Genomic DNA, 21,092 nt, shown 5'->3' on the forward strand with positions numbered 1-21,092 from the left:
GAATAGCATTAAATTATTTGTGGTTATCATCTTCACAAAATCCGAAATGCTGGAGGGAAATCATATGAAGTTACGTTTCGAGGGCCAGATTGCGGAGCTAATGCCTGGTGCACAGCTGCTCATAAAAGAGCTGGGAATTGACTTGCAAGAGGACGGGCTGCCCGTTCATATTGAAGCATCCCAAGGTGAACTGGAAGTTGGCCTTGAACAGGACAAGGCTTATATTCGTTATGGACAAAAACATCAATTTTTCCGCGGACTTGGCTTGCTCATTCAACATAGCCGCAAGAGCAGCACATTCCATATTCGTGAGAAGCAGCAGTTCGATCAAATTGGACCTATGTTTGATCTTTCCCGCAACGCGGTGCTTACTTTAGACGGCTTTAAATCCATGCTGAATAAGATGGCTTTAATGGGAATGAGCACGGTCATGCTGTACATGGAGGATACATACGAAATTGAAGGCGAACCGTATTTTGGTTACATGCGGGGCCGTTATACGCATACGGAGCTGAAGGAGATTGACGACTATGCCGACCAATTTGGTATCGAAGCTTTCCCAAGCATACAAACACTCGCGCATCTGGAGGAATTTCTAAAATGGGAGCCGATTAAGCATTACCGTGATACGAAAGGCGCCTTGCTCGTCGGTGACGAACGGACAGATAAGCTAATCGAAAAAATGATTGATGCTGCCAGCTCGCCGTTCCGCAGTCGCAAGCTTCATATCGGAATGGACGAAGCAGAGGAGCTTGGCCGCGGCAAATATTTGGACTTGAATGGCTACGAAAGTCGCTTTACTATTATGACTTCACATTTGGAGAAGGTACTTGAGGTCGCTCGCAGCCGCGGCTTGAAACCGATGATGTGGAGTGATATGTTCCTCAAGCTCGCTTCCGGGAACGGCGATGAATATTACGATAAAGATACCTCCATTCCCGAGGAAATGGCCAGCCGCATCCCCAAAGACGTCGACATGGTGTATTGGGATTATGTACATTTGGAAGCTGAGGATTACGAGAGGGTTATCGCTAATCATCGGCCGCTCGGCTGTAATTTAGTATTCGCAGGAGCCGTTTGGATTTTCAACACATTCGGCGTGAATTACGGCTTATCGCTGAACGCTTCAGATGTTGCGCTGCAAGTATGCAAACAGCAAGGCATCCGCGAAGTATATGCAACCATGTGGGGCGACGACGGCAATGAGGGAAATCCTTTCGCAGCGTTGCTTGGTCTGCAGCTTTATGCGGAGCACGCTTACTCCGAACAAAAGCCAACGCAAGAACAGCTGGCGGAACGGGTTAAGTTTTGTACTGGAATAGAAGCAGAAGCTTTCATGCAGTTGAAGGATCTCGACGAAATTCCAGGATCGGAGCCAAACAACAGCAAGCAAAGCAACCCTTCAAAGTTTCTACTATACCAAGATGTGCTGCTCGGGATTTTCGACAAGCAAATTGAAGGGCTGGATCTGAACAGTCACTATGCCAACTTAGAGCTGCAAATTCATAATAAACGCGATAAGGATGCTGCGCTTGATTATTTGTTCGAGGTGCCTGAGAAGTTGTGCGCCGTATTGAAGCTAAAGAGCGAAATCGGCATTACGCTTAAGCAAGCCTATGATTCAAAGGATAATGATAAACTGAGACACCTAGCCATGAATAAGTTGACCGCTATTGCAGAGGCAGTACGTGAGCTTCGAATAGCACATCGCTCGCAGTGGCTGCGCATGTTCAAACCATTTGGTTGGGAAGTCATCGACATTCGTTATGGCGGAGTTATTAGTCGCTTGGATACTGCGTCCGTTAGGATTATGGACTATGTGGAGGGACGAATTGCGAGGATCGAAGAGCTGGAACAGGAACGGTTGGTGTACAGCACAGTAAACCGCTTCAACCACAAAGGAGTAGGCTGGTGCAGCTATTATTATCGGATGGCATCGCCAAACGTCTTCTTCCATGTTTTGAACCCTTTTTAAGTGAACTGAATGAATAATTAGACTAAAAGCCCGTGAACGGATGATGACTATACAATCATCGTCGTCACGGGCTTGTTTATTATGAAATGTATAAGCTCCAGCGTATACGAAAGCCTGCCCTAACCCTCTTGTGTCAGATTAGCGCTTGCCAAGAGCTCATTGTAAGTTGTAATCTGCGGCTGCTTAGAACCGTAATAGAATGGGTTCGTAAAGGCGAGCAGCATTCCCGCTTCATCGCGAATATCAAAGCGATACCAGTTATACGCGGCTTCTTCCCAAGGTATATTCCATTCCAGCGCCGCTGGCGCTTCCCCCGCAGTCGCCGCAGAAACTTCCTTCACTGATTCAACAATACCGTTGTGAATTAAGGTTACTCGAGCGATCACATCACTCGCTACACTTAATGTGCAGTTCACTTCATGGGTTGCAGCCTCGCTTTTCCCCAAACTAAACGCATCAGACAAATCACAGCCGAATCGGTAATCGTGGCCGCTGACTTGAATCGACGCTTCAAGCACGGGTCCGCGCGACACATAAACATGCCCATTTTTCACGCCTTCTAATACGTTGTCTGCACTCAAATCATCACACCATACATACGTGGATGGGTCGCCAATTAAAGAAGGAATAGGGCTATCTTCATATTTATCTGTAGGCAGCATGTGAGAGTCAGAACCGCCAATTCCCGTAATACGATAACCTTCATTCCAGCTTGCCGTCCAAAGCTGCAATGCCTTCTCGGTAGCTACAGTGTTTGGAGAAAAGGTCGGATCATTCCATATTTCCATGGAGTGTAATCCCTTTAGCTGCGTCTCCCCATATAGCCATGCCCAAGGTGCCAGCATCGGATGATTGATGGAGCAGACCGCTCCGAGCTCCGCTGCTTCCTTCATTAATCGGTCCATTCCCTGCTGCGTCGTCAAGCCACCGTCTTGTGCAGTCGCTCTCCAATCGATCCATTTCCTTAGACCAAGTGCATTCCAGTGCCCGTCACCAGCTGTGACTTCTACGCCGGGAATAACAAGTGCCTCTCCTTTCGCCCATGATGTAGACAGTACATTGTGATCCGTCGCTACAAAGAAATCCAGACCCTGTTTTACCGCTTGCTCACGGTTCATAAGCTGTGTCATTTTACCATCGGACAATATTGTATGTGTGTGGAAATCACCTTTGTAATAGCGGCTCCCCATCTTCCACACCTTCGCCCAGTCGTAGTTGTCCATCGTGACGCCAAAATCCAAATTGCCAGTGCTCCAATATTCACGCCCGCCCTGCAGCTGAGTCGATTCATATTCCGCCGGAAGAGCGCCATGGCCAAACTCCCATTCTGCTTCGAACATTCTGCCCTCTTCATTTGAAACCTCAAGCGTCCATATGCCTTGAACAATGGGACCGGGCATCGCTATAGGACTCGTAAATTCTACCTGCTTATGAACGACGATCAGCCGCTCGTTTCCACCATCTAGGAAGCAGAAGCGGATATTGTTCTCTGCATCGAATAAATGCAATCTTCCCCACGAGTTTTCCTTCTCATACGTAAAGCGAATCGCAAGCCAGTCGTACTCTTCTTCAACCGCAATCGGAAAATAGCCGTTATTCTGCTCCAGCTTAACGGAAATTTGTCCTTTATTCATAGTTATTCACCTTCCATTCCTATAATTCTGTAACTATCCAAGCGTGCCTATTATTATAATTCCTGTGGTAATCGCAATCGACATCACAATCCGCATTTTCCCCTGCTGCTCTTTCAGGACTATAATACCGAGCAGCGTACCAAAGACGGTGCCGATCTCGCGTATTGGAGATAAATGAGACAGCGGGTCTAAATTCATAGCAAATAAAAATAACAAATAAAAGCCTGCTCTCTTACTCCATTTACTCGTACCAGTAACCTTTTATTCCTTTTTCCATCCGCATAAGTGCCTCAAGGTAAAAGTAGTCTCCCCAGATCATAAAATCATCCGGCGCTGTATTGCCTCTTACATAATAAGAGCCATGCTTTAATAACCCTTCTGCCTCTTCTCCCATCGTGGAGTAATGACGAACAAGTGAGGTCATCGACAAATTCAGCTTCCGTTCAAATTCAGCGCGATCTGGATCGTTATCGTCCAGATGACTCATTAATTCCAGCAAGCCCGCGGCTGTAATCGCAGAAGCAGAGCTGTCTCGGTACGTCCCTTCCTCGACCTGAACATCAAAGTCCCAGTAAGCTACATCATCCTCTGGCAGCTTTGAGAGGAAATAGGCTGCCATCCGTTTCGCTGTATCCAAATACGCCTTATTCCCGGTGTAGCGATAGGCAAGTGCAAAGCCATAAATACCCCATGCTTGGCCGCGAGCCCATGTCGATCCGTTGGTGTACCCTTGATGTGTTGCGCCGCCTAGCGCCTCACCGGTTTCTTCATTAAAAACGAAGGTATGATAGGAGCTGTCGTCACCTCGTACAAGGTAGCGGCGGCTTTGATCTGCCTGCTTAACGGCAACCTTATAATAACGCTCATCACCCGTTTGTTGATAAGCCCAAAAGAACAATGGAAGATTCAAGAGGCAATCAATAATCATGCGCCCGCCATGCTTCTCGTCTCCAGCCAGTCCCCAAGCTTGAATGTATTGCCCTTTTTCTCTAAAGCGGCGCAAAAGCACGTCTGCCGCCTGTAATGTCAGCTCTCTTGCTTCCCCATCCCGCTCCAAAATCCACTGTGCTTGCGAGGATAAGGTGTATAAGAAACCAATGTCATGATGATCAAGCACAATATGCTCTTCCATACGACGCTTGAAGCTCTTTACCGTGAGCCGAGCAGCATCACGGTAAGCTTCATCTCCGGAATATTCGTAGCATAACCACAGCATTCCACTCCAAAATCCGTTTGTCCAATCCTCATTGTCATTGAGTTCATACTTGTTATTGACACTGACATGCGGGAAGCGAACCCCAAAACGCTGGATGTTCTTTTTCGTCTTCTCCATTGCATCTTCAATTGCCGATTTCCACATGTCCTTCCATCCTCTCAGCTACCGATATATCTGATCCAGCATTCTCTTCACGATAGCGGCTGCTTCAGCACGAGTCGCTAAAGCCGCAGGGTTAAATCTTTGCTGCTTGTCCCCTTGCAGCAGTCTATTATTTACCGCTGCTGCTGCTTCCTTTACACTCCATGGCGCAATATTTTGGGAATCCGAAAAAATATGAAGTTGAGCAGTATCTGCCCCGGTCATCCAGTATGGTTGAATCTTACTCATGACGCGAGCAATCAGCACCGCCAATTCTTGGCGCGTAATGGTTTGCTCTGGCTTAAACGAGCCGTCTGCATAACCGTTCATCAGTCCAGCCTCATGCACTCGAATAATATCATTCTCGTACCAACTGCCCTGTATGTCGCTTGCATCGGTGTACGTTAGATTTGAGCCTTTCACACCAAGATCCAGCATACGAGCGATTATAGCAGCCATCTCTGCGCGAGTAATTTCCGCCTGAGGTGCGAAGGTATCTGCATTTCTTCCTTGCATAATAAACTTAGATGCCAAGTATTGCGCATCATCCTTGACCCAGTGCTTCCCAAGATCCGCAAACGTCTTGTTTGCTTCAACCAACAGGTAGGCTTCTCCTGGCAGGCCGTCAAAGGTTGCTTCTACACCGCTTCCAACTGCTTTTAGCTTCATTGGAACTGGAACAAGCGCTTTGCGCTCCTTGTCATAACGCAGCCCCGCCAAATGAGCCGGATTTGCTTTCGTTTCTATCGTCCATTTCATTTCTAGCTTTCCAGCATTAATCAAGCTGCTGTACATTCGCTGCAAGGAGTCCGCCTCCACTACAACTTGGTCAGAGATATAAACGAGTGAAGCACCTAATTTTTTGGCATGGTCTGTAATCGTTGTAACTGCGTCTTCAGCAATAGGCTCCATTCCAATTCGCAAGCCATTGACCACTTCAGCATTATCCATCTGCTTTAGTGGAAGAGTAATAAACATATTGGTCCCGCTCACAATTAGCATAGCTTCGCGGTTCCACTCCAGCAACTTCGAAATGGCAGCGGATGAGAGCTGAACGCTTTGGGCTCCATTCGGTATTGAAACTAAAATCCGCCCAGCCGCCAATTGCTCGTCTGTACTGACCATTTTTAATTCGCCGCCAAGCATGCCCTGAACCCGTTCTTTTATCGTTATCTCATTTGAACCTGAACCTCCAGGTGCCGGGCTCGGCGTTGGATTAGGAGTCGGTGTTGGTGTCGGATCAGGCTTTGGCGTTGGCTCCGGATCTGGTTTTACTTCCGCCGCCTCAATTACAATAGTCGCCGTCGCTTGATACCCTCCATCGACAGAAGCTGCAATAATCTCCACCTTGCCGGGTAGCATGCCTGTAATAACGGCCTGTCCATTATTGACTTGCAGCGTTGCTAGGGCACGATGCTCATCGCTCATAGTCCAAACGATTTGTTTGTTTTTTGCATGGTCTGGTTTCACAGCCGCTTCAAGCTTTACTTGCTTACCCTGCTTTAGCGTTGCTTCTGGTGGTGTGACGGTAATCTCCGTCACCTTTGCACCCTCAGATGCCTTCATTTTCACTTCCAAATATGGTGCAAACGCGGCGTTTTCTTTACTCTTGATCTGTGTATTCAAGCCTTTTACGCCTGGCTGCTCGATCAATGCTAAACTTAAACGCTGATCACGCAGCAGCTCCGCTTTTACGGCGTCTACCAGCTCGTATTCACGCCATTTATCAACCTTTTGGAAAGCAATTGTGGAGATGGCATCACCATAAGCCGGTTGATTGCCCCACACCATCTCGGTCTCTTTCCAAGAATCGTCCTCAACGCGGTGAGCACCGATTATGTTCGAGTCGTATTTGGCATCGCCATCATTTATTTTTCCGTAGACCTTCAGCTTTACAGACTCCATATCACCAGAGATGCTGCTGAGGTCAAACTTCATGAAGGATCGTTGTGTATATCCCTCGCCATACTCACGCACTTCAACATAATCTTTGAAGCCATTGTTTACATTGGCATGATTTGCTCCACTACGAACGAAGGTATCCTCCATCACCGGAATTTTAAAAGTTTTACCTTCCTCCGGCTGCATGGCTTCCATATTGATCGTTTGGCTCGGATCAACCTTTAACGTAATCGTATGGACTTTTCCTGCTGCTCCTTGCGTATGGATTGCCAAGCGAGTATACGGGAAAGTTTGTACGACCTGGATGCTCGGATCTTGTGCAATAATCTGCAGTCCTATTTTACCGAGGTCAACCGTTACCATGCCTTGCTTCTGTGTAGGTTCAGCAATTGCAATGGTAAGCTCACTGCCTTTTTCCTTCATCATCATGGAAATAGGTTTATCGGTCTTTACATACTGGAAAGCAGACGCCTCCCAGAAATTCAAACCTGTAACCTGCTGCTTCGTTTCTTTTACAGCATGAACCTTCTCCGTTTTAGCCAGTACTTGAATGTCGGGATTCGCTTCATATGCCGCCGTTTGCTCCGGCGTCTTGCCCGGGAGAAGCACATATTCATAAGTGCCAGCTGTCGGCAATATGCCATGCTCAATGGCAAGGCTTAAATAATTGCGCTTCACTATATCCGCTGGGCCACCCTTATTAATTTCGCTCCATGCTCCCTCGCGCGCTTCACGTTTGCCTGTCACTTTTTCTCCCGAAGGGAATACGTATCCAATATCAGAACCGACCGCATTGCCCTCCATATGAGCCCATTTTACATCCGTCATTTGCTCCTGCCAGCCTAAGCTTGTTGGCATTTCATGACCGTTCACAATAAGCTTATTGGTACCCGCTTCGGTCAGCTGACGGTTCTCAACGATCGTTTCAGTCATGCTCGCTGTGTTGTTAACAATATCAGAGCCTATTGCAACCATTTCATCATCAAACAAGAACCATGATTTTTTTCCTTGCAAGGAGCTCCCTGTACTGCCTGCAAGCGAGAATTCCATACCCACAGCCCCATAGTAATCATCGATCACTGAGCCGCCAACCCAGTCCTTGCCATTCATATAATTGCCCCATTCTGCGGGCTCTCTGTAAGAACGATCCGTTGTTGTTCCTGGCAGCCTATAGCTATCAATCGTTGGCCAATAATGATCACTAAACTGCTTCAAGTCGCTATTGTACACATTTGTCATTCCGATTCCGGTGTACCAGCCCTTCTTATTCTCGCCATTGCCATATTCAAACGCTGCAATGCGATCCGAGAACATACTGATAGAAAGCCCGAAGTCAGGACGAAGCTGAACCGCACGATCCATACCTGCGAACATTTGCGTATGCACAAGCTCGCCACGAGGAGCAACGCTGTCATCCTGCATTAATTGCTTTAATAAGTGAAGTTCATATAATGGCAATCCTTCGTAATAATTTTCAAATGTCGTGTCAGAACGTACCCATTCCTTCACCATACTTTTGGTTTCCTCTGCTATGGCTGGCGGTGCAGACTGAGCCAGTCGCAGAAGCGTCATTATAATGGAGCGCCCTGTAATATGATCAGAATCGGCAGCACGAGAAATGCTGCGACCTTTGACCGAGTCCAGAATCGCACCTTTATATAAAAGCGGTTCAAAAGAATCTTTTACCCAGTTATAAACATTGCTTGCACTCGGGTCTGAAATCGCCCACTCTGAATCTGCAAAAATATAAAATAGATCAGCCATACGTCCGAGCAATACCGCACCATAACCGCCGGTATACGCTATGCTTGTATGTTGAACGAGGGAACCATCCTCATAAAGCCCATCCCCCTTCTTCACATACAAGAACTCATCCGCAATCGAATCGCGTCCCTGCATGACTTTAGCGGCATGTTGACCTACAATGCCACGCAGCGTCACAACGAGTGCTTTATCAAGCAGGTTTGCTCCTGTCTCAATTGTTGCTGAGTTCGCTACACGTTTTTTTGGGTCGGGCACGAACTTATCAATCGCTTCAATATATTTCGCAATCAAATCTGGCGGCATTGCATCATACATGAGCGATAGGATATTCATAATTTCCTGCGGTGTTCCGATCTCCCAATCCCACCAGTTTCCTGTAATCTTCTTGCTGGAATTGTATTGATACTTCAGCATCCATTCCATCGCCTGAATAATATCGTTTTTCAAGTCTTCGTTTTGAAAAAGAGAGGAGCCTTTCATAGAATAAGCCAACGAGAGATCTCGAATAATGCCGTACGCCCAGGAAATTCGCCACGAATCATTTTGAGTTTTGCTGATGACGTCTTCCCATAATGCATCCGCATCAACAGCTTTATTCAGCTTGTCCCATCTTCCGGTATCTTCTTTATTCGTCATTCGGTTTACTAAGGCTTCAACATTTGCAGCAAGCTCAGGATCATTCATATCAATCCCTTCTCCGCCAACCAGCTTTGCCGCCCATTTTTTGCGAAGCGTTTCATACGCTTTTTTCTGTGCGTCCGATTCTACCGTAACGAAGCTTTGTGCGGATACTCTACGATCGCTCGTCGCAGCAGTAATCACCGCCGTACCGTAATCATGAGCCGTTACTTCGCCATTTTGAACCGTTGCTACTAGCGAATTGGAGGAGCTCCAAATCAGGTCATCCATCGGTGCATTCGCAGGTGCCACAGTAGGAATCAGCTGGACTTTTTGCTCCTTATCCATGTTCACGTTTTGTGGACTAAGCACGATGGACGTAATATCTTTGAATGGAGTGAGCGTTACATCGTCAATCCATAGAGTCCCTGTACCCGTCTCAAAAAATATTTCAACCTTAAAGCTGGCAACTTGCGGCTTATCTGGAACCTGCAGCAGCAGTTCATAAGAGGTCCAATCCGTTGTCCCTCTTACATAAGGAAGATAAGGACCGTCTTCAATCTTTTTCCCATCAGCACCGCAATACTGTGTACGAATATATACGCCTTTACTCACATTTTCCGGCAGCACTTGATCCGTCTTCATCCAAGCCTGCAGCTTATAGGTCTGCCCTGGTGTAATCGGAACAAGCGGATCAGGAACGATGTCGGTTCTAGCAAGCTTGTCGTGTTTCACTTGCACTGATCGTGCTCCCGTGTGATAGACAGCCTCCGTAACAGATACATTCTGATTGCCTTCCATTGCGCGCCATACGCCCCAACCCGCTGGTCTTCCTCCATCCTGCCAACCTTTATCCGGAATTAAGCTGCCTTCTTCAAAGCCTCCATTAGTAATCAAATTAACCATTGTATTTGCACTCGCAACCRCTTGACCGCCAAGCATAGGCAACCCCGCAAACAAAAGCTGAAATGCCATACAGCATACCACTACAATTGAAATAGACTTCTTCCTGATCTTCATGAATGAACCCTCTCCTATCTTCAGTTCATGATGGTATTACTTTGCAATACTTTGCACTACCCCAAATCAGGTGTATCTTGAAGCGTCACTTGCAGCGTCTTCGCTCCATGCAGCTCGAACACTACAATTTCATTTGCACCGGTACGAAGCAGCGGACCTGGAACATAAAGTGTCTTCTGCGGCCCTGCTTCCCAGTAACGTCCGAGGTTGAAACCATTTACGAACACAATTCCTTTGGTCCAGCCTTCAAGTGCCAGGAAGGTATCTGCAATATCCGACTCCTGCTCAATGTGGAGGGAGCCTTGGTAGAAGGTTGGTCCACTTATGTCTTGTACTCGCTCTTCAGCAGCAGGCGCTTGCTCAAGTTGAGCAATATTATGAAGCGGCAGCGAATGAATCGTCCAATCATATAGAAATTGGAAGCCTAATCTCACCCCTTCAGTAATCCCTTTATAATCTCGCAAATACGGTCCATAGTTGGTTCTGCCCATATTCTCGACTAGAATACGAAGCTCTGCCCCGCCCTCCGGCACATCGAACTCGCTTGGCTGTGGGTCCCAGCGTTCGATAACTCCCTTATACTCTCCATCTAAAAATACGAGCGCGCGATCGTGAACCTCCTGCAAAACAAGTGAACAATTGAGTCTTGGGCCCGAAACCTTTGTTGTATATAAAATAAATCCATAATCCTGTCCGAGCTTCTCCATCGGTTCAGGGCAAGTGCGCTGCACGGGTGTCGACAGCAGCGGCAGCACGTCGAACAACGGCGCGACCGGCTTCATTTGAACATGGCCATATCCCATTTTGCGAACAGGATCCGGAAGCGGCATTAACGCCGTGCCAAAATGTTTTGCGATTAGTTCCCTTAACAGGACGTATTTTTCCGTAATATCCCCCCACTCGGTTAGTGGACTATCATAGTCATAGCTCGTTACCGTCGGCTCATATTTCCCGTGGTTGTTGGCTCCATTATAGAATCCGAAATTCGTACCTCCATGGAACATATAGAAGTTAACCGATCCGCCAGCATTCAGCATATCCTCAAACACTTGCACCGCTTCCTGTGCATCCCGCGTATGATGCGGCTTGTTCCAGTGATCGAACCAACCATTCCAATACTCCATGCACATGAGCGGCTTGTCCGGCTGGACTTGCTTTAAGCTGTTAAAAGCTTCCTCTGTTCTCGAACCAAAGTTTACGGTTTCAAGAATACCCGGAATCATCCCGCCCTGCAGCATAAAATCTTCCGGGCCATCTGAGGTAAACAGCAGAACGTCCATTCCGCGCGAAATCATGCTTTCCTTGATATGCTCAAGATACTTTAGATCATTGCCATAGCTGCCGTACTCATTCTCAATTTGCATTGCAATAATTGGACCGCCGTTTGTACATAACAAAGGCTTCAGCATCGGCAGCAGCACATCATAATAAGCATCTACTTTTGATAAAAATAACTCGTCATTGCAGCGCAAGCGCATTCCATCCTCAGCAAGCAGCCAAGCCGGCATGCCGCCGAACTCCCACTCCGCACAAATGTATGGACTTGGACGTACAATGACATGCAATTCCAGCTCTGCTGCTATCTCGATAAACGCTACAATATCCGCCATACCCGTGAAACAGAACTTACCCTCCTGCGGCTCGTGCATATTCCATGCGACATACGTTTCAACTGTATTAAAACCGCAGGCTTTCAGCTTAAGCAATCGATCCTTCCAATACCCCGGAATAACACGGAAATAATGAATCGCCCCCGACAAAATCGTTATCGGTTTATCCTCATAAAGAAATTGATTACCTTGCACTCTGAATGATGCCATGTCATTTACTCCTCTGCTCATGAACTTGATGTATTTGACTTGCCATATCTACTTCGAATTTGCATGCTCGCCAATTAGACGGTTAATTTCCTCACGCTTGCGGATATACCATTCCGTCTCACGCGGATATGCTTCAAAGGATAGCTCCTGCGCTAAGCCATCTTCGAGCAAAGCAATTACCGCTTCTCGTGAGGTACTCCGCTCTAGAAGCTCAAGCGCTCGCAGATCCTGCAGCGCTTCTGTAAGCACCTCCAGCCTGATAGACTCAATCGGCCCTTCAGCACCTGGATATACGAGAAATGCATCCCCCGCTGGAAAACCGCCGCCTGCATCCGTCACTTGAAACGGATTAATCGGATACTTCGAGAACTGCGCATACCAGAAGTTGTAGCCCCAATGCAAGAAACCTGCAAGCTTCAGCTTGTACAGCTGCATGCCTAATACACGATTGCGCGAAGACGGCATATGGAGAAAGCGATTAGACACAAGCTTGTATTGGGCGCAGCAATAATTCGACCATAATCCCTCTACCCCGTGTTCAAGAAATGGCTGAATCGCATTGCTAGCCGGAATGGGGTGCTTAATTAGACCACTTTCATAAAATTCATACTCTGAGAGTGCATCAATGATCGGAAATCCTTCCAAAATCGGTCCAATAAGCTCACTCGCTGCGCGATAGGTGTCCATGTCCGCAAGGTTTGGCTCATCCGACAGATGGAAATAAACCCGCTTCTCTAAACCGTTTTCTTTTATAAATGACACTAACTCATGCAAAAATAACGTAAGAAATTCGGTGTACTCCGAATCCTTGGAATCCGTATCCCAGCCAAACAGCTGCTTCTCCTGACCATCAACCGTGCCGACTACCTTCGGTGCATGCTTGGCACCCCATTGTGTAAAGAGATGAGAGAACTCAAAATATTTCACGCCGCTGCGGTCACACAGTGCAATCCAGCGCTTTAATTTTTCAAAAGTAAATCGGTAATCATCCCCCACGCGTTCAACTTGAACGAGCTGTACGGTTGGGCGGTCTCCTCCAATTTCCGTGTCTAACGGAGGGGTAAACAAAGGGGTCAAAATCATATTCATTCCATGTTTCACAGCGGTTTGGATGTACTGCTCAATCAAATGCCAATGGTACTCGCTAAATACGTCCGTTTTATAGTAGGTAGCCAAGCAGTCAACATGGAACCATTCGGTATGGATAAGTGACTGCTCGGGCAGTGCTGCCGCAATTACCTCCAGCGTAAATGTTTCCTCGCCTACTTGCTCGCCGCTATCATTGATGAGATAAATACGAATATCAAATAAACCTGCTTTCGCATCCATCGGAACCTCGACAGTTATCCATAAAGAACGCCATTGGCTTGGATAACCGGTTAAACCGCGGACTGCATCAAATGGGATTAATGCATCTGGATACAAGCCGGGCGTGCTTCTCAGCACATGATTATCTGCATCGTGATAGCTCACCATATTGGCGGGTACCAGCTCTACCGTTCGTACGGTCAATGCTTGCTCAAGCTCGGACTCCACCCGAACCTGCAGCTGCCGCATAAGTACATCTGCCCGATATGCAACCTGGAACGAATAGGATTCACCAAGCAGTGCCGAGCCTCTAGTTACCGCAGCTGCAAGCAGTTCTTCATCGGCGAATACTTTGATCAATGAACTGATACATCTCGTTTCCAGCTGCAAAGCTCCATTTAACTTTTCCACTTCATATTCCCCCTACATGATCTAATAAAAAAGATAAGCCCGGTAAACTCGACTGACCTATTCGAACTTACCGGGCTTATTTACTTACTTGCTTGCTAACGCTTTGTAAGAATCACTTGTTTCTTTCAGATGCTGCTGGAAGCTGGCGTCGGCTTTAAGCCCGCCAATAAACTTGTCCCAGTCCTCCATGCTTGCTTTGCGGATGACAACGTTTGTGTACATATCAACAAACTTCTTCTGCCAATCGCCGCCTTTTTCCATCCATACTTCAGTCGTTGGCAGCCCTGCAGCAGGATTCTTAATTGAAGATGCTGAGATGGTATCTACCAGCTGGCGGTTGTAATCTCTAACTTCTGCCGGCATGCCAGGTCCTTCAGCACGTTGATATTTGTTGAAATAACCGGAAATCCATTGTGCAGTCGTCGCTGTACCATATGCTTTTTTCTTGCCTTCATCGGTTTGAACGATTGAACCATCTTCCGATACGGTATAATCCTTGTCTTTAATACCATAGGTAACGAGATTGTAGCCTTCTTCAGTCGCCGTTTCGTTATAAACCTCAAGAATTTTCTTCAGCTTGTCTTCGCTAACCTTTTTGCTGACTAGGAACAATCCATAGTAGCCATATGCTTGTTCATTGTACTTTTTGCCGTCTTTGGCAGCTGGAATTTCATACGCCTTCAATTCTGCTTCAGGCTTAATTTTTTGCAGCTCTTGTCCGAAAATAAACGCTTCGTTAATATTGCCGAAGGAGATGCCCGCTTTGCCTTGAATCATCATTTCTTTCACTTGGCTTGGCTTCATCACTGGCAAGTCCGGCGTAATAAGACCATCGCCATACGCCTTGCTCCAGAATTCAAGCGCTTCTCTTGCTTCAGCTGTCAGCCAGTATGGCTCAAGACCGCCTTCAGCTGTTTCCTTCCACGCTGTGCCTGCGCCAAACATCGTCATCATATAAGGGCTGACACTCGCTTGCACCATACCAAAGGTATCGTTTTTACCGTTGCCGTCCGGATCATTTTTTGTAAAAGCTTCTAATACTTTGTAGAGCTCATCCATCGTCGTTGGTGCTTTCAGCCCCACTTTATCAAGCCAATCTTGACGAATAATGAGAGATTCATGTCCATCCAATGGGCGAACACGCGGAATACCGTAGGATTTACCCTTGAACTTAATGTTCTCAATCGCATTCTCCGGATAACCTGCTAGGTTCGGATAATGCTGCAAGAACGGGGTCAAATCCCAGAATGCACCCTGCTCAATCGCGGTTGAGAATGCAGGATCATTGATATCCTCGATAAGAATGACATCAGGCAAGCTCTTGGAAGCAAGCAAAGCATTCAGCTTCTCTTTATAGCTATTAATCGGATAAAAATCGATGCTCAGCTTTACATTTAGTTTTTCATTGAGCTTCTGGACACTTTCGAGATCACTGCTAGGAGATTCACCATAAGTCATCGTGCCAATATTAATATCAACTGGCTTTTGTTTACCCTCTTTATTGCCGGCCGATTTAGCTTCGCCACCATTCGAACAGCCAATTAAACTTGTCGTAAGAACGAGCGTCAAAAGCGTCATGCCAAAGCTTCTTTTTTTCATTTTTAAAACCCTCCCTTATTTGTAGTAAATCCCTATATAATGGTCGTTTGTCCGTTAACCCTTTACGGAACCAACCAGCATACCTTTTACAAAATACTTCTGCAGGAACGGATAAACCATAATGATAGGCAGAGACGCAACGACTACCGCCGCCATCTTGATCGTCTCTGGTGGGAGCATTTGCTCACTCTGCAGCATTGCAGCTACGGATGGGTCCGCTATATTGGTTGAAGCTTGAATCAGCATCATCTGCAGCACAACCTGCATCGGACGAAGTTCATCCGAGTTAATGTACAATACGCCGTTGAAGTACGTATTCCAGAAGCCTACTGCAAAGAATAGCCCAAACGCAGCGACTGCTGGCATCGAGATTGGAAACATAATTCGAAAGAAAACCCCAATATCATTGCATCCATCGATCTTCGCTGCTTCCTCCAGCTCCTCCGGCAATTCCTGATAGAAATTTCTCATCAAAAATACGTACCAAGCGCTCGTAATAGCCGGTAAAATCAACGCCCACACGGTATCGATAAGCCCCAAGCTTTCAACCAAAAGGAAGTTCGGAATCATACCCGGGTTGAACAGCATCGTCATTAGAATCGCAACGAGGAAAAACTTTTTACCGAAAAATCGTCTCCGCGACAAGGCATAAGCCAAAGCGCTTGTAACGATAATACCGATTGCCGAACCCACAACAGCCAAGAAGCCGCTGACCCCCAATGAACGCATAAACATTGGAGTCGATAAAATGTACTTATAGGAGGAAAGGCTCCACTTCTCTGGAATTATAATTAACGACTTTCTCAAATACTCCGAGGGATCTGTAAAGGAAACAACAATGACATATAGAAAAGGCAGCAGCGTGATGAGTCCAATTAGACCAAGCGCCGTATAAATAATACCGTTTGTCACTTTATAACCGAGGGACTTATGCATTAGTAAAGACCCTCCTCACCGAATTTTTTAGCTAAACGATTGGCTGTAACGACAAGGATAAGACCAACCACCGATTTAAATATGCCCACGACCGTCGCATAACTGAAGCGACCATTTTGAATGCCCGTTCGGTATACATACGTATCAAATACATCAGCCACATGTGATACAGGAGAACTCATCATTAAGTAAATTTGTTCGAACCCAACCTCCATCACTTGTCCAAGCCGCAAAATGAGCAATACAATAATTGTGCTCTTTATGCAAGGCAGCGTAACATTCACAATTTGCTTCCAACGGTTTGCACCATCAATTTGCGCTGCCTCATACAAGTCTTGATTAATACCCGCAATGGCAGCGAGGAAAATAATTGTGCCCCAGCCTGCTTCTTTCCAAATGCTCTGTGCAGTCAACAAACCCCAGAAGTAATTCGGCTCCGTCAAGAAACCGATCGGTTTGCCACCTAATTCGACAATAATCTTGTTAATAATACCATCGCTTTGTCCGAGGATTATAAAGCAAATCCCTGCAATAATGACCCAAGACAAAAAGTGCGGTAAATAAATAATCGTTTGAATGGTTTTCTTAAATGTGCGATTGTGAACCTCATTAATGAGAATAGCGAGAACGATGGGAATCGGGAAAAAGAAAACGATGTTCAGCAAGCTAATCGCCATCGTATTTCTAAATAAAAGCAGGAAGTCTGGATTCGTGAAAAACTCATTAAAATATTTGAATCCGACCCACTCGCTTTGCCAAAAGCCTAAGTATGGGGAATAGTTTTTAAAAGCTAACGCCAGCCCCCATATGGGCAAGTACTTGAAAATAAGAAAGAAGAGAATACCCGGGAGCGCTAATACGTACAAATATTTTTCTCGGCCTAAAATGACTTTAAATTGAGACCACTTTGAATCTCTCGTTTTTTGCCACTTAGGTTCATGTCCTTGTGATAAACTTGCGTTCGCTAATTCAGGATTAGATTGCGGCAAGGGTTTCACCACCTCCAACAATTTTGTTTAAACTTGGCTGCTCATATGGTTTCATGTCTGCATCTTACAAGCCGAAGCTTCCGCCGGGCAATGACCAATTCTTATTCGCTCAGCACGACTGAGCAATAATTGAGAATCCCTTGCTGCTACACGGTTTGTGGCTGCTTCGAGTCTCATTAATTAATCTCTTTAACCCCTGCCAGATTATAAATTCGCACCCCATAAAATAAAAAAAAGGCTTGCAAAATGGAGAGGTTACAATTCTCTCACTCTTAGCAAAGCCTTTTTGAAATAAGCCTATTCGATTTTGTATGGCAATTTACTTGCGATGCATTTCTCGATATTGTCCCGGAGGCAATCCAACCTGCTTCTTAAATACACGAATGAAATTTTTAGGGTTGTAGCCTACCTGCTCTGCTATTTCATTCACCATCAAATCTGTTGCTTCCAGCAGCTCCTTAGCCTTCTCTACACGAACTTGTGTGAGGTACTCAATAAAGGAGATGTCCATCGTTCGCTTAAACAGCTTGCTTAAATATTGAGGAGTCAGATTGCAAATCTGTGCACACTGATCCAGAGAAATATCAAGATTATAATTTGCCGCAATGTAGTCTGTCACTTTTTCTATAAGCTGCTCATACTCTTGATTCCGCTTGCCGCTCACGGACATCATAATCGGCTCAAATATACGATCTATCAGCCACTCATTAATGGAATGAATTGTTGCACATGATCTCATATCGAAATTGAGCTCACTAGCGGTTCTTCCAAATAGCTGCTCTGGACTCATATTCATTAAGTAGACGGTTCGTAAAGTCGTAGACAACAATTGATCGTACGACATCCTAATAAGCTCGGGATTATGCACAGCAGATTGAACTTTATTGGAAAAAGCATCAAGCAAACGCTTCGTTTCAGCGAGATCACCGACCTGCAATGAATCGATAAGATGGTTCTCGATCTCTGCTGGATAACGATACATCATTGAAACCGCAAGCCCTTTGCTCTCAATAATCTGATTGCCGCCATTAATCATCCTCGAATAAATAGCAAGCTGCGCCTCACGATATAAATCGGGCAATTCCTCTACCTGCGAGGCTGCACGACTTAACCCAATCGTTGCTGGAGATTGCAGAAAATGAGTGATCTGCTGTCGTATTTTTTCAATGCCAGACTTCAGATTGTTTGACCATGCATTCATTTCTTCATCTTCTGTCCACAACCAAACCACAACTTGATCATTTAATCCATTAATGACCAAGCCTTCTAGCTGCTGCTGCTCCAGCAATTCTGTCGTCATATTTTTTATAATAAACAAAATTAAATCCTTATCCGACTCTTGAAACTTGCCTGCGTCCGATAGGTGATCATATGAAATAATAAAAACAGCTGCACATTGTGTCTCTGGAATAGCGTATCTGCGCAGAAGCTCATGCAAATGTTCACGTCGTTCATGACTAAACTGCCCTTCCAATAGCCTTAAAGCAAACAACTCCCGAATAAGCGGAAACTGCTGATTGATTTGGCCTTCCAGCTGACTCGCCTTACTGTTAATTTCCTTCCACCGCTGCTGCACATAATTAAATTCGTCTGTCCCCATATCCGCTTGTTGATTATCACTAATATGAGAGACCAGCTTCCGAATCGGACTATATACCCTTTTCGTGCCAATCATAGCAAGCGTAATTCCCGCAGCAAGAACAACAAGCACGATGCCAATCGTTATACCCGCAATCTTCCTTGCGCTGCTGTAAAGCTCCGCTGTTGGAATCATATCCACAAACAGCAGCTTCTTGATTGGAGATACCATAGAAGTAACTAAGTACTCCCGGTCCTGCCATTGATATAAAAACTCTTGCTTGCCCTCATGTGAAACCGTTATCAACTCAAACAAATCTTTAGGCACTTCAGATCCATTCATATGGAATACGAGCTGGCCGCCTTCATCGATTACAAACATATGCTGGTTCTTGTATTTCAAAAATTTTTTAGTTAGAGATTCAAACGCTTTATTATCAATAATGACTTGAATAATACCGATCGGATCTTTTGTATGTAAAGGAATTGTACTCGTTAAGGTAATACCAGAATCGTACACTTGACCGCCTTGGGAATAACCAGCCTGCCAAACTAATTGCTGATTGTTTTCCAGCAGCTTCTCATACTTTTCCCGTTCCACTGCCGACTCCATTTTTTTGCCACCGTAAGTAGACGAAATCAAATAATTCTCGTCCAATGTATATAGCAAAATATCCTTAACAAGTGGGTTTCCGTTCATAAAAGCCAACATGTTCTGATAGATACTCGAATAAAAACCGGAATAATTGGTACGTTTCATTTCCTTCAAGTCTGAAGTGAAGAACGAGCTCATCTCCAGCTGAATTAAGTTATTCTCTACTCTTTCAAGCCCATTATCGATGGTCTCTGAAGCGTAGCTTAAGACCTGAGTAATGTCTTGGCTGGCATTATCTTTAGCCGTTTTGGAAGTTAAAATATAGCTGGTGATCCCAAGGATAATGATAGGAATGATTGATGATAATAACGTAAAAACAATCATTTTGCGATAAAATGATGGATACTTCAGAAAGCTTTTACGATTAATTATTCGGTTACCTTCTATAAGCTTCATTCTGTCGACTCCTATGTTGATAGACTTTGCTCCTCAGCACAGCGTACAAATCATTTGAAATGAAGTCAATAATTATTAATGAATTTATCTAATTTACATGCTGCTGAACAAATGTCCACGCAAACAGCATAGCATTGCAATACTATAACTATAGAGATGCACTAGCGAAATAGAAGAATAAACGACTGTTAATTGTCAATGTCAAACCTTTACTAGCCTATTTGCATTGTCTATATGATTAAGAATAGGGTGGGTGATATCGTTATGCTCTATACAGCTCTTGGAGATTCTATTACCTATGGGGAGAATGCCTCCTCACTCGCAAAAGCATATCCCCAACTAGCCGTTGCCGCTTTAAATTCACGCTCCCGTTCCCGCAGGGCAACTGGATATGTATTAGCACGTCCGGGCTGGACCAGTCATGATCTATTAAACGCAGTCATCTGGAAGGGTTCCGCTGCTATAAGCAAATCCGATGTTGTTTCTGTTTGGATTGGAGGGGTAGATTTAGCAAACGCTGCATTGTCTTCGATTAAGAACCAACAGCAAATAGCTATAAAACCGATCTTAACTCCCTACAGGCAAAATTTACGAGCCATTCTCGCTCATATAAAAAGCGTAAGCGACGCCCGTATTATTTGCTGCACGCAATATAATCCGTTTCCGAATAGTTCTCTAGCAGCTGCTGCTATCGACCAATTAAATTACACAACGATTGAGGTTGCCCAAAGCTATCATGCACAAATCGCTCCCGCTCATAGATGGTTTGAAGGAAAACAAGCCTCACTAATCTATGGCTATCGTAATGGCAGATTAGAAGATGCATTGAGCGGTACTCTGCCTATCCATCCCAATGATCGAGGTCATCAAGTGATCGCAAACGGATTAATTCCCTATCTTGCTTCTCGCAATTAGTTTTAGAAATAAAAAAATGACACCTTCCCTCTATTGGTCAAGACCCCTATTTGTAGACATTGCAAAAAACACCTAGGCAGAAAGCTGACGTCTGTAAGCAACAGGCGTCAGTTTTTTTAGTTTTCTCTGCGGTCGCTCGTTATTATAGAAATGCAAATATTCTTCAATTCTCCTTTGTGCCTCTTCTAAACTTCGGATATGATAAGGATAGAGTG

Annotated in this window: 12 protein-coding genes and 1 pseudogene; 2 read left to right on the forward strand and 11 right to left on the reverse strand. The window is 45.4% G+C overall.

Annotated elements, in window-relative coordinates; all coding sequences use genetic code 11:
- The first annotated feature begins 64 nt into the window (after positions 1–64).
- The gene (locus AC1DSE_RS07435; protein WP_477512706.1) at positions 65–1,975 is read left to right on the forward strand and encodes a family 20 glycosylhydrolase; all 1,911 of its coding nucleotides are present in this window, start codon (positions 65–67) and stop codon (positions 1,973–1,975) included.
- A gap of 119 nt (positions 1,976–2,094) precedes the next feature.
- Here AC1DSE_RS07435 and AC1DSE_RS07440 read toward each other — a convergent pair whose 3' ends face one another.
- The 10 genes and pseudogenes from AC1DSE_RS07440 to AC1DSE_RS07485 form a co-directional block, all read right to left on the reverse strand.
- A complete protein-coding gene (locus AC1DSE_RS07440) occupies positions 2,095–3,609 on the reverse strand; it encodes a CehA/McbA family metallohydrolase (RefSeq protein ID WP_477512707.1) in 1,515 nt (504 codons plus the stop codon).
- Positions 3,610–3,642: 33 nt separating this feature from the next.
- A pseudogene (locus AC1DSE_RS07445) lies at positions 3,643–3,834 on the reverse strand (DMT family transporter); the annotation flags it as partial.
- Positions 3,835–3,850: 16 nt separating this feature from the next.
- On the reverse strand, positions 3,851–4,969 hold the full coding sequence (locus AC1DSE_RS07450; protein WP_477512708.1) for a glycoside hydrolase family 88 protein: 1,119 nt from the start codon (positions 4,967–4,969) through the stop codon (positions 3,851–3,853).
- Between the two features lie 18 nt (positions 4,970–4,987).
- Positions 4,988–10,270 carry a polysaccharide lyase family 8 super-sandwich domain-containing protein gene (locus AC1DSE_RS07455; protein WP_477527546.1) on the reverse strand — a complete coding sequence of 1,761 codons (5,283 nt, stop codon included), beginning with the start codon at positions 10,268–10,270 and terminating at the stop codon, positions 4,988–4,990.
- Between the two features lie 56 nt (positions 10,271–10,326).
- Positions 10,327–12,090: a glycoside hydrolase family 35 protein gene (locus AC1DSE_RS07460; protein ID WP_477512710.1), complete on the reverse strand. Its 1,764-nt coding sequence runs from the start codon at positions 12,088–12,090 to the stop codon at positions 10,327–10,329.
- 48 nt (positions 12,091–12,138) lie between these two features.
- A complete protein-coding gene (locus AC1DSE_RS07465; protein ID WP_477512711.1) occupies positions 12,139–13,809 on the reverse strand; it encodes a DUF4091 domain-containing protein in 1,671 nt (556 codons plus the stop codon).
- Positions 13,810–13,893: 84 nt separating this feature from the next.
- Positions 13,894–15,408, reverse strand: a complete 1,515-nt coding sequence (locus AC1DSE_RS07470) for an extracellular solute-binding protein (protein ID WP_441881169.1) — start codon at positions 15,406–15,408, stop codon at positions 13,894–13,896.
- Between the two features lie 54 nt (positions 15,409–15,462).
- Positions 15,463–16,344: a carbohydrate ABC transporter permease gene (locus AC1DSE_RS07475; RefSeq protein ID WP_076270687.1), complete on the reverse strand. Its 882-nt coding sequence runs from the start codon at positions 16,342–16,344 to the stop codon at positions 15,463–15,465.
- A complete protein-coding gene (locus tag AC1DSE_RS07480; protein WP_441881170.1) occupies positions 16,344–17,333 on the reverse strand; it encodes an ABC transporter permease in 990 nt (329 codons plus the stop codon). The genes AC1DSE_RS07475 and AC1DSE_RS07480 overlap by 1 nt, the downstream gene beginning before the upstream one ends.
- Before the next feature lie 319 nt (positions 17,334–17,652).
- The gene (locus AC1DSE_RS07485) at positions 17,653–19,962 is read right to left on the reverse strand and encodes a PDC sensor domain-containing protein (RefSeq protein WP_477512712.1); all 2,310 of its coding nucleotides are present in this window, start codon (positions 19,960–19,962) and stop codon (positions 17,653–17,655) included.
- Positions 19,963–20,226: 264 nt separating this feature from the next.
- On the opposite strand from AC1DSE_RS07485, the gene AC1DSE_RS07490 reads away from it, so the two are divergent.
- A complete protein-coding gene (locus AC1DSE_RS07490) occupies positions 20,227–20,877 on the forward strand; it encodes a GDSL-type esterase/lipase family protein (protein ID WP_430056094.1) in 651 nt (216 codons plus the stop codon).
- A gap of 72 nt (positions 20,878–20,949) precedes the next feature.
- Here the strand turns inward: AC1DSE_RS07490 and AC1DSE_RS07495 are convergent, their stop codons facing one another.
- A complete protein-coding gene (locus tag AC1DSE_RS07495) occupies positions 20,950–21,075 on the reverse strand; it encodes an IS3 family transposase (RefSeq protein WP_477527547.1) in 126 nt (41 codons plus the stop codon).
- Between the last annotated feature and the right edge of the window lie 17 nt (positions 21,076–21,092).

It is taken from the genome of Paenibacillus sp. 01L418 (assembly GCF_056400045.1).

Bases quoted from the DNA above. Each gene is read 5' to 3' on its own strand.
- AC1DSE_RS07490 (WP_430056094.1), top strand. From the start codon at position 20,227: ATGCTCTATACAGCTCTTGGAGATTCTATTACCTATGGGGAGAATGCC.
- AC1DSE_RS07450 (WP_477512708.1), bottom strand. From the start codon at position 4,969: ATGTGGAAATCGGCAATTGAAGATGCAATGGAGAAGACGAAAAAGAAC.
- AC1DSE_RS07440 (WP_477512707.1), bottom strand. From the start codon at position 3,609: ATGAATAAAGGACAAATTTCCGTTAAGCTGGAGCAGAATAACGGCTAT.
- AC1DSE_RS07435 (WP_477512706.1), top strand. From the start codon at position 65: ATGAAGTTACGTTTCGAGGGCCAGATTGCGGAGCTAATGCCTGGTGCA.
- AC1DSE_RS07485 (WP_477512712.1), bottom strand. From the start codon at position 19,962: ATGAAGCTTATAGAAGGTAACCGAATAATTAATCGTAAAAGCTTTCTG.
- AC1DSE_RS07470 (WP_441881169.1), bottom strand. From the start codon at position 15,408: ATGAAAAAAAGAAGCTTTGGCATGACGCTTTTGACGCTCGTTCTTACG.
- AC1DSE_RS07460 (WP_477512710.1), bottom strand. From the start codon at position 12,090: ATGGCATCATTCAGAGTGCAAGGTAATCAATTTCTTTATGAGGATAAA.
- AC1DSE_RS07475 (WP_076270687.1), bottom strand. From the start codon at position 16,344: ATGCATAAGTCCCTCGGTTATAAAGTGACAAACGGTATTATTTATACG.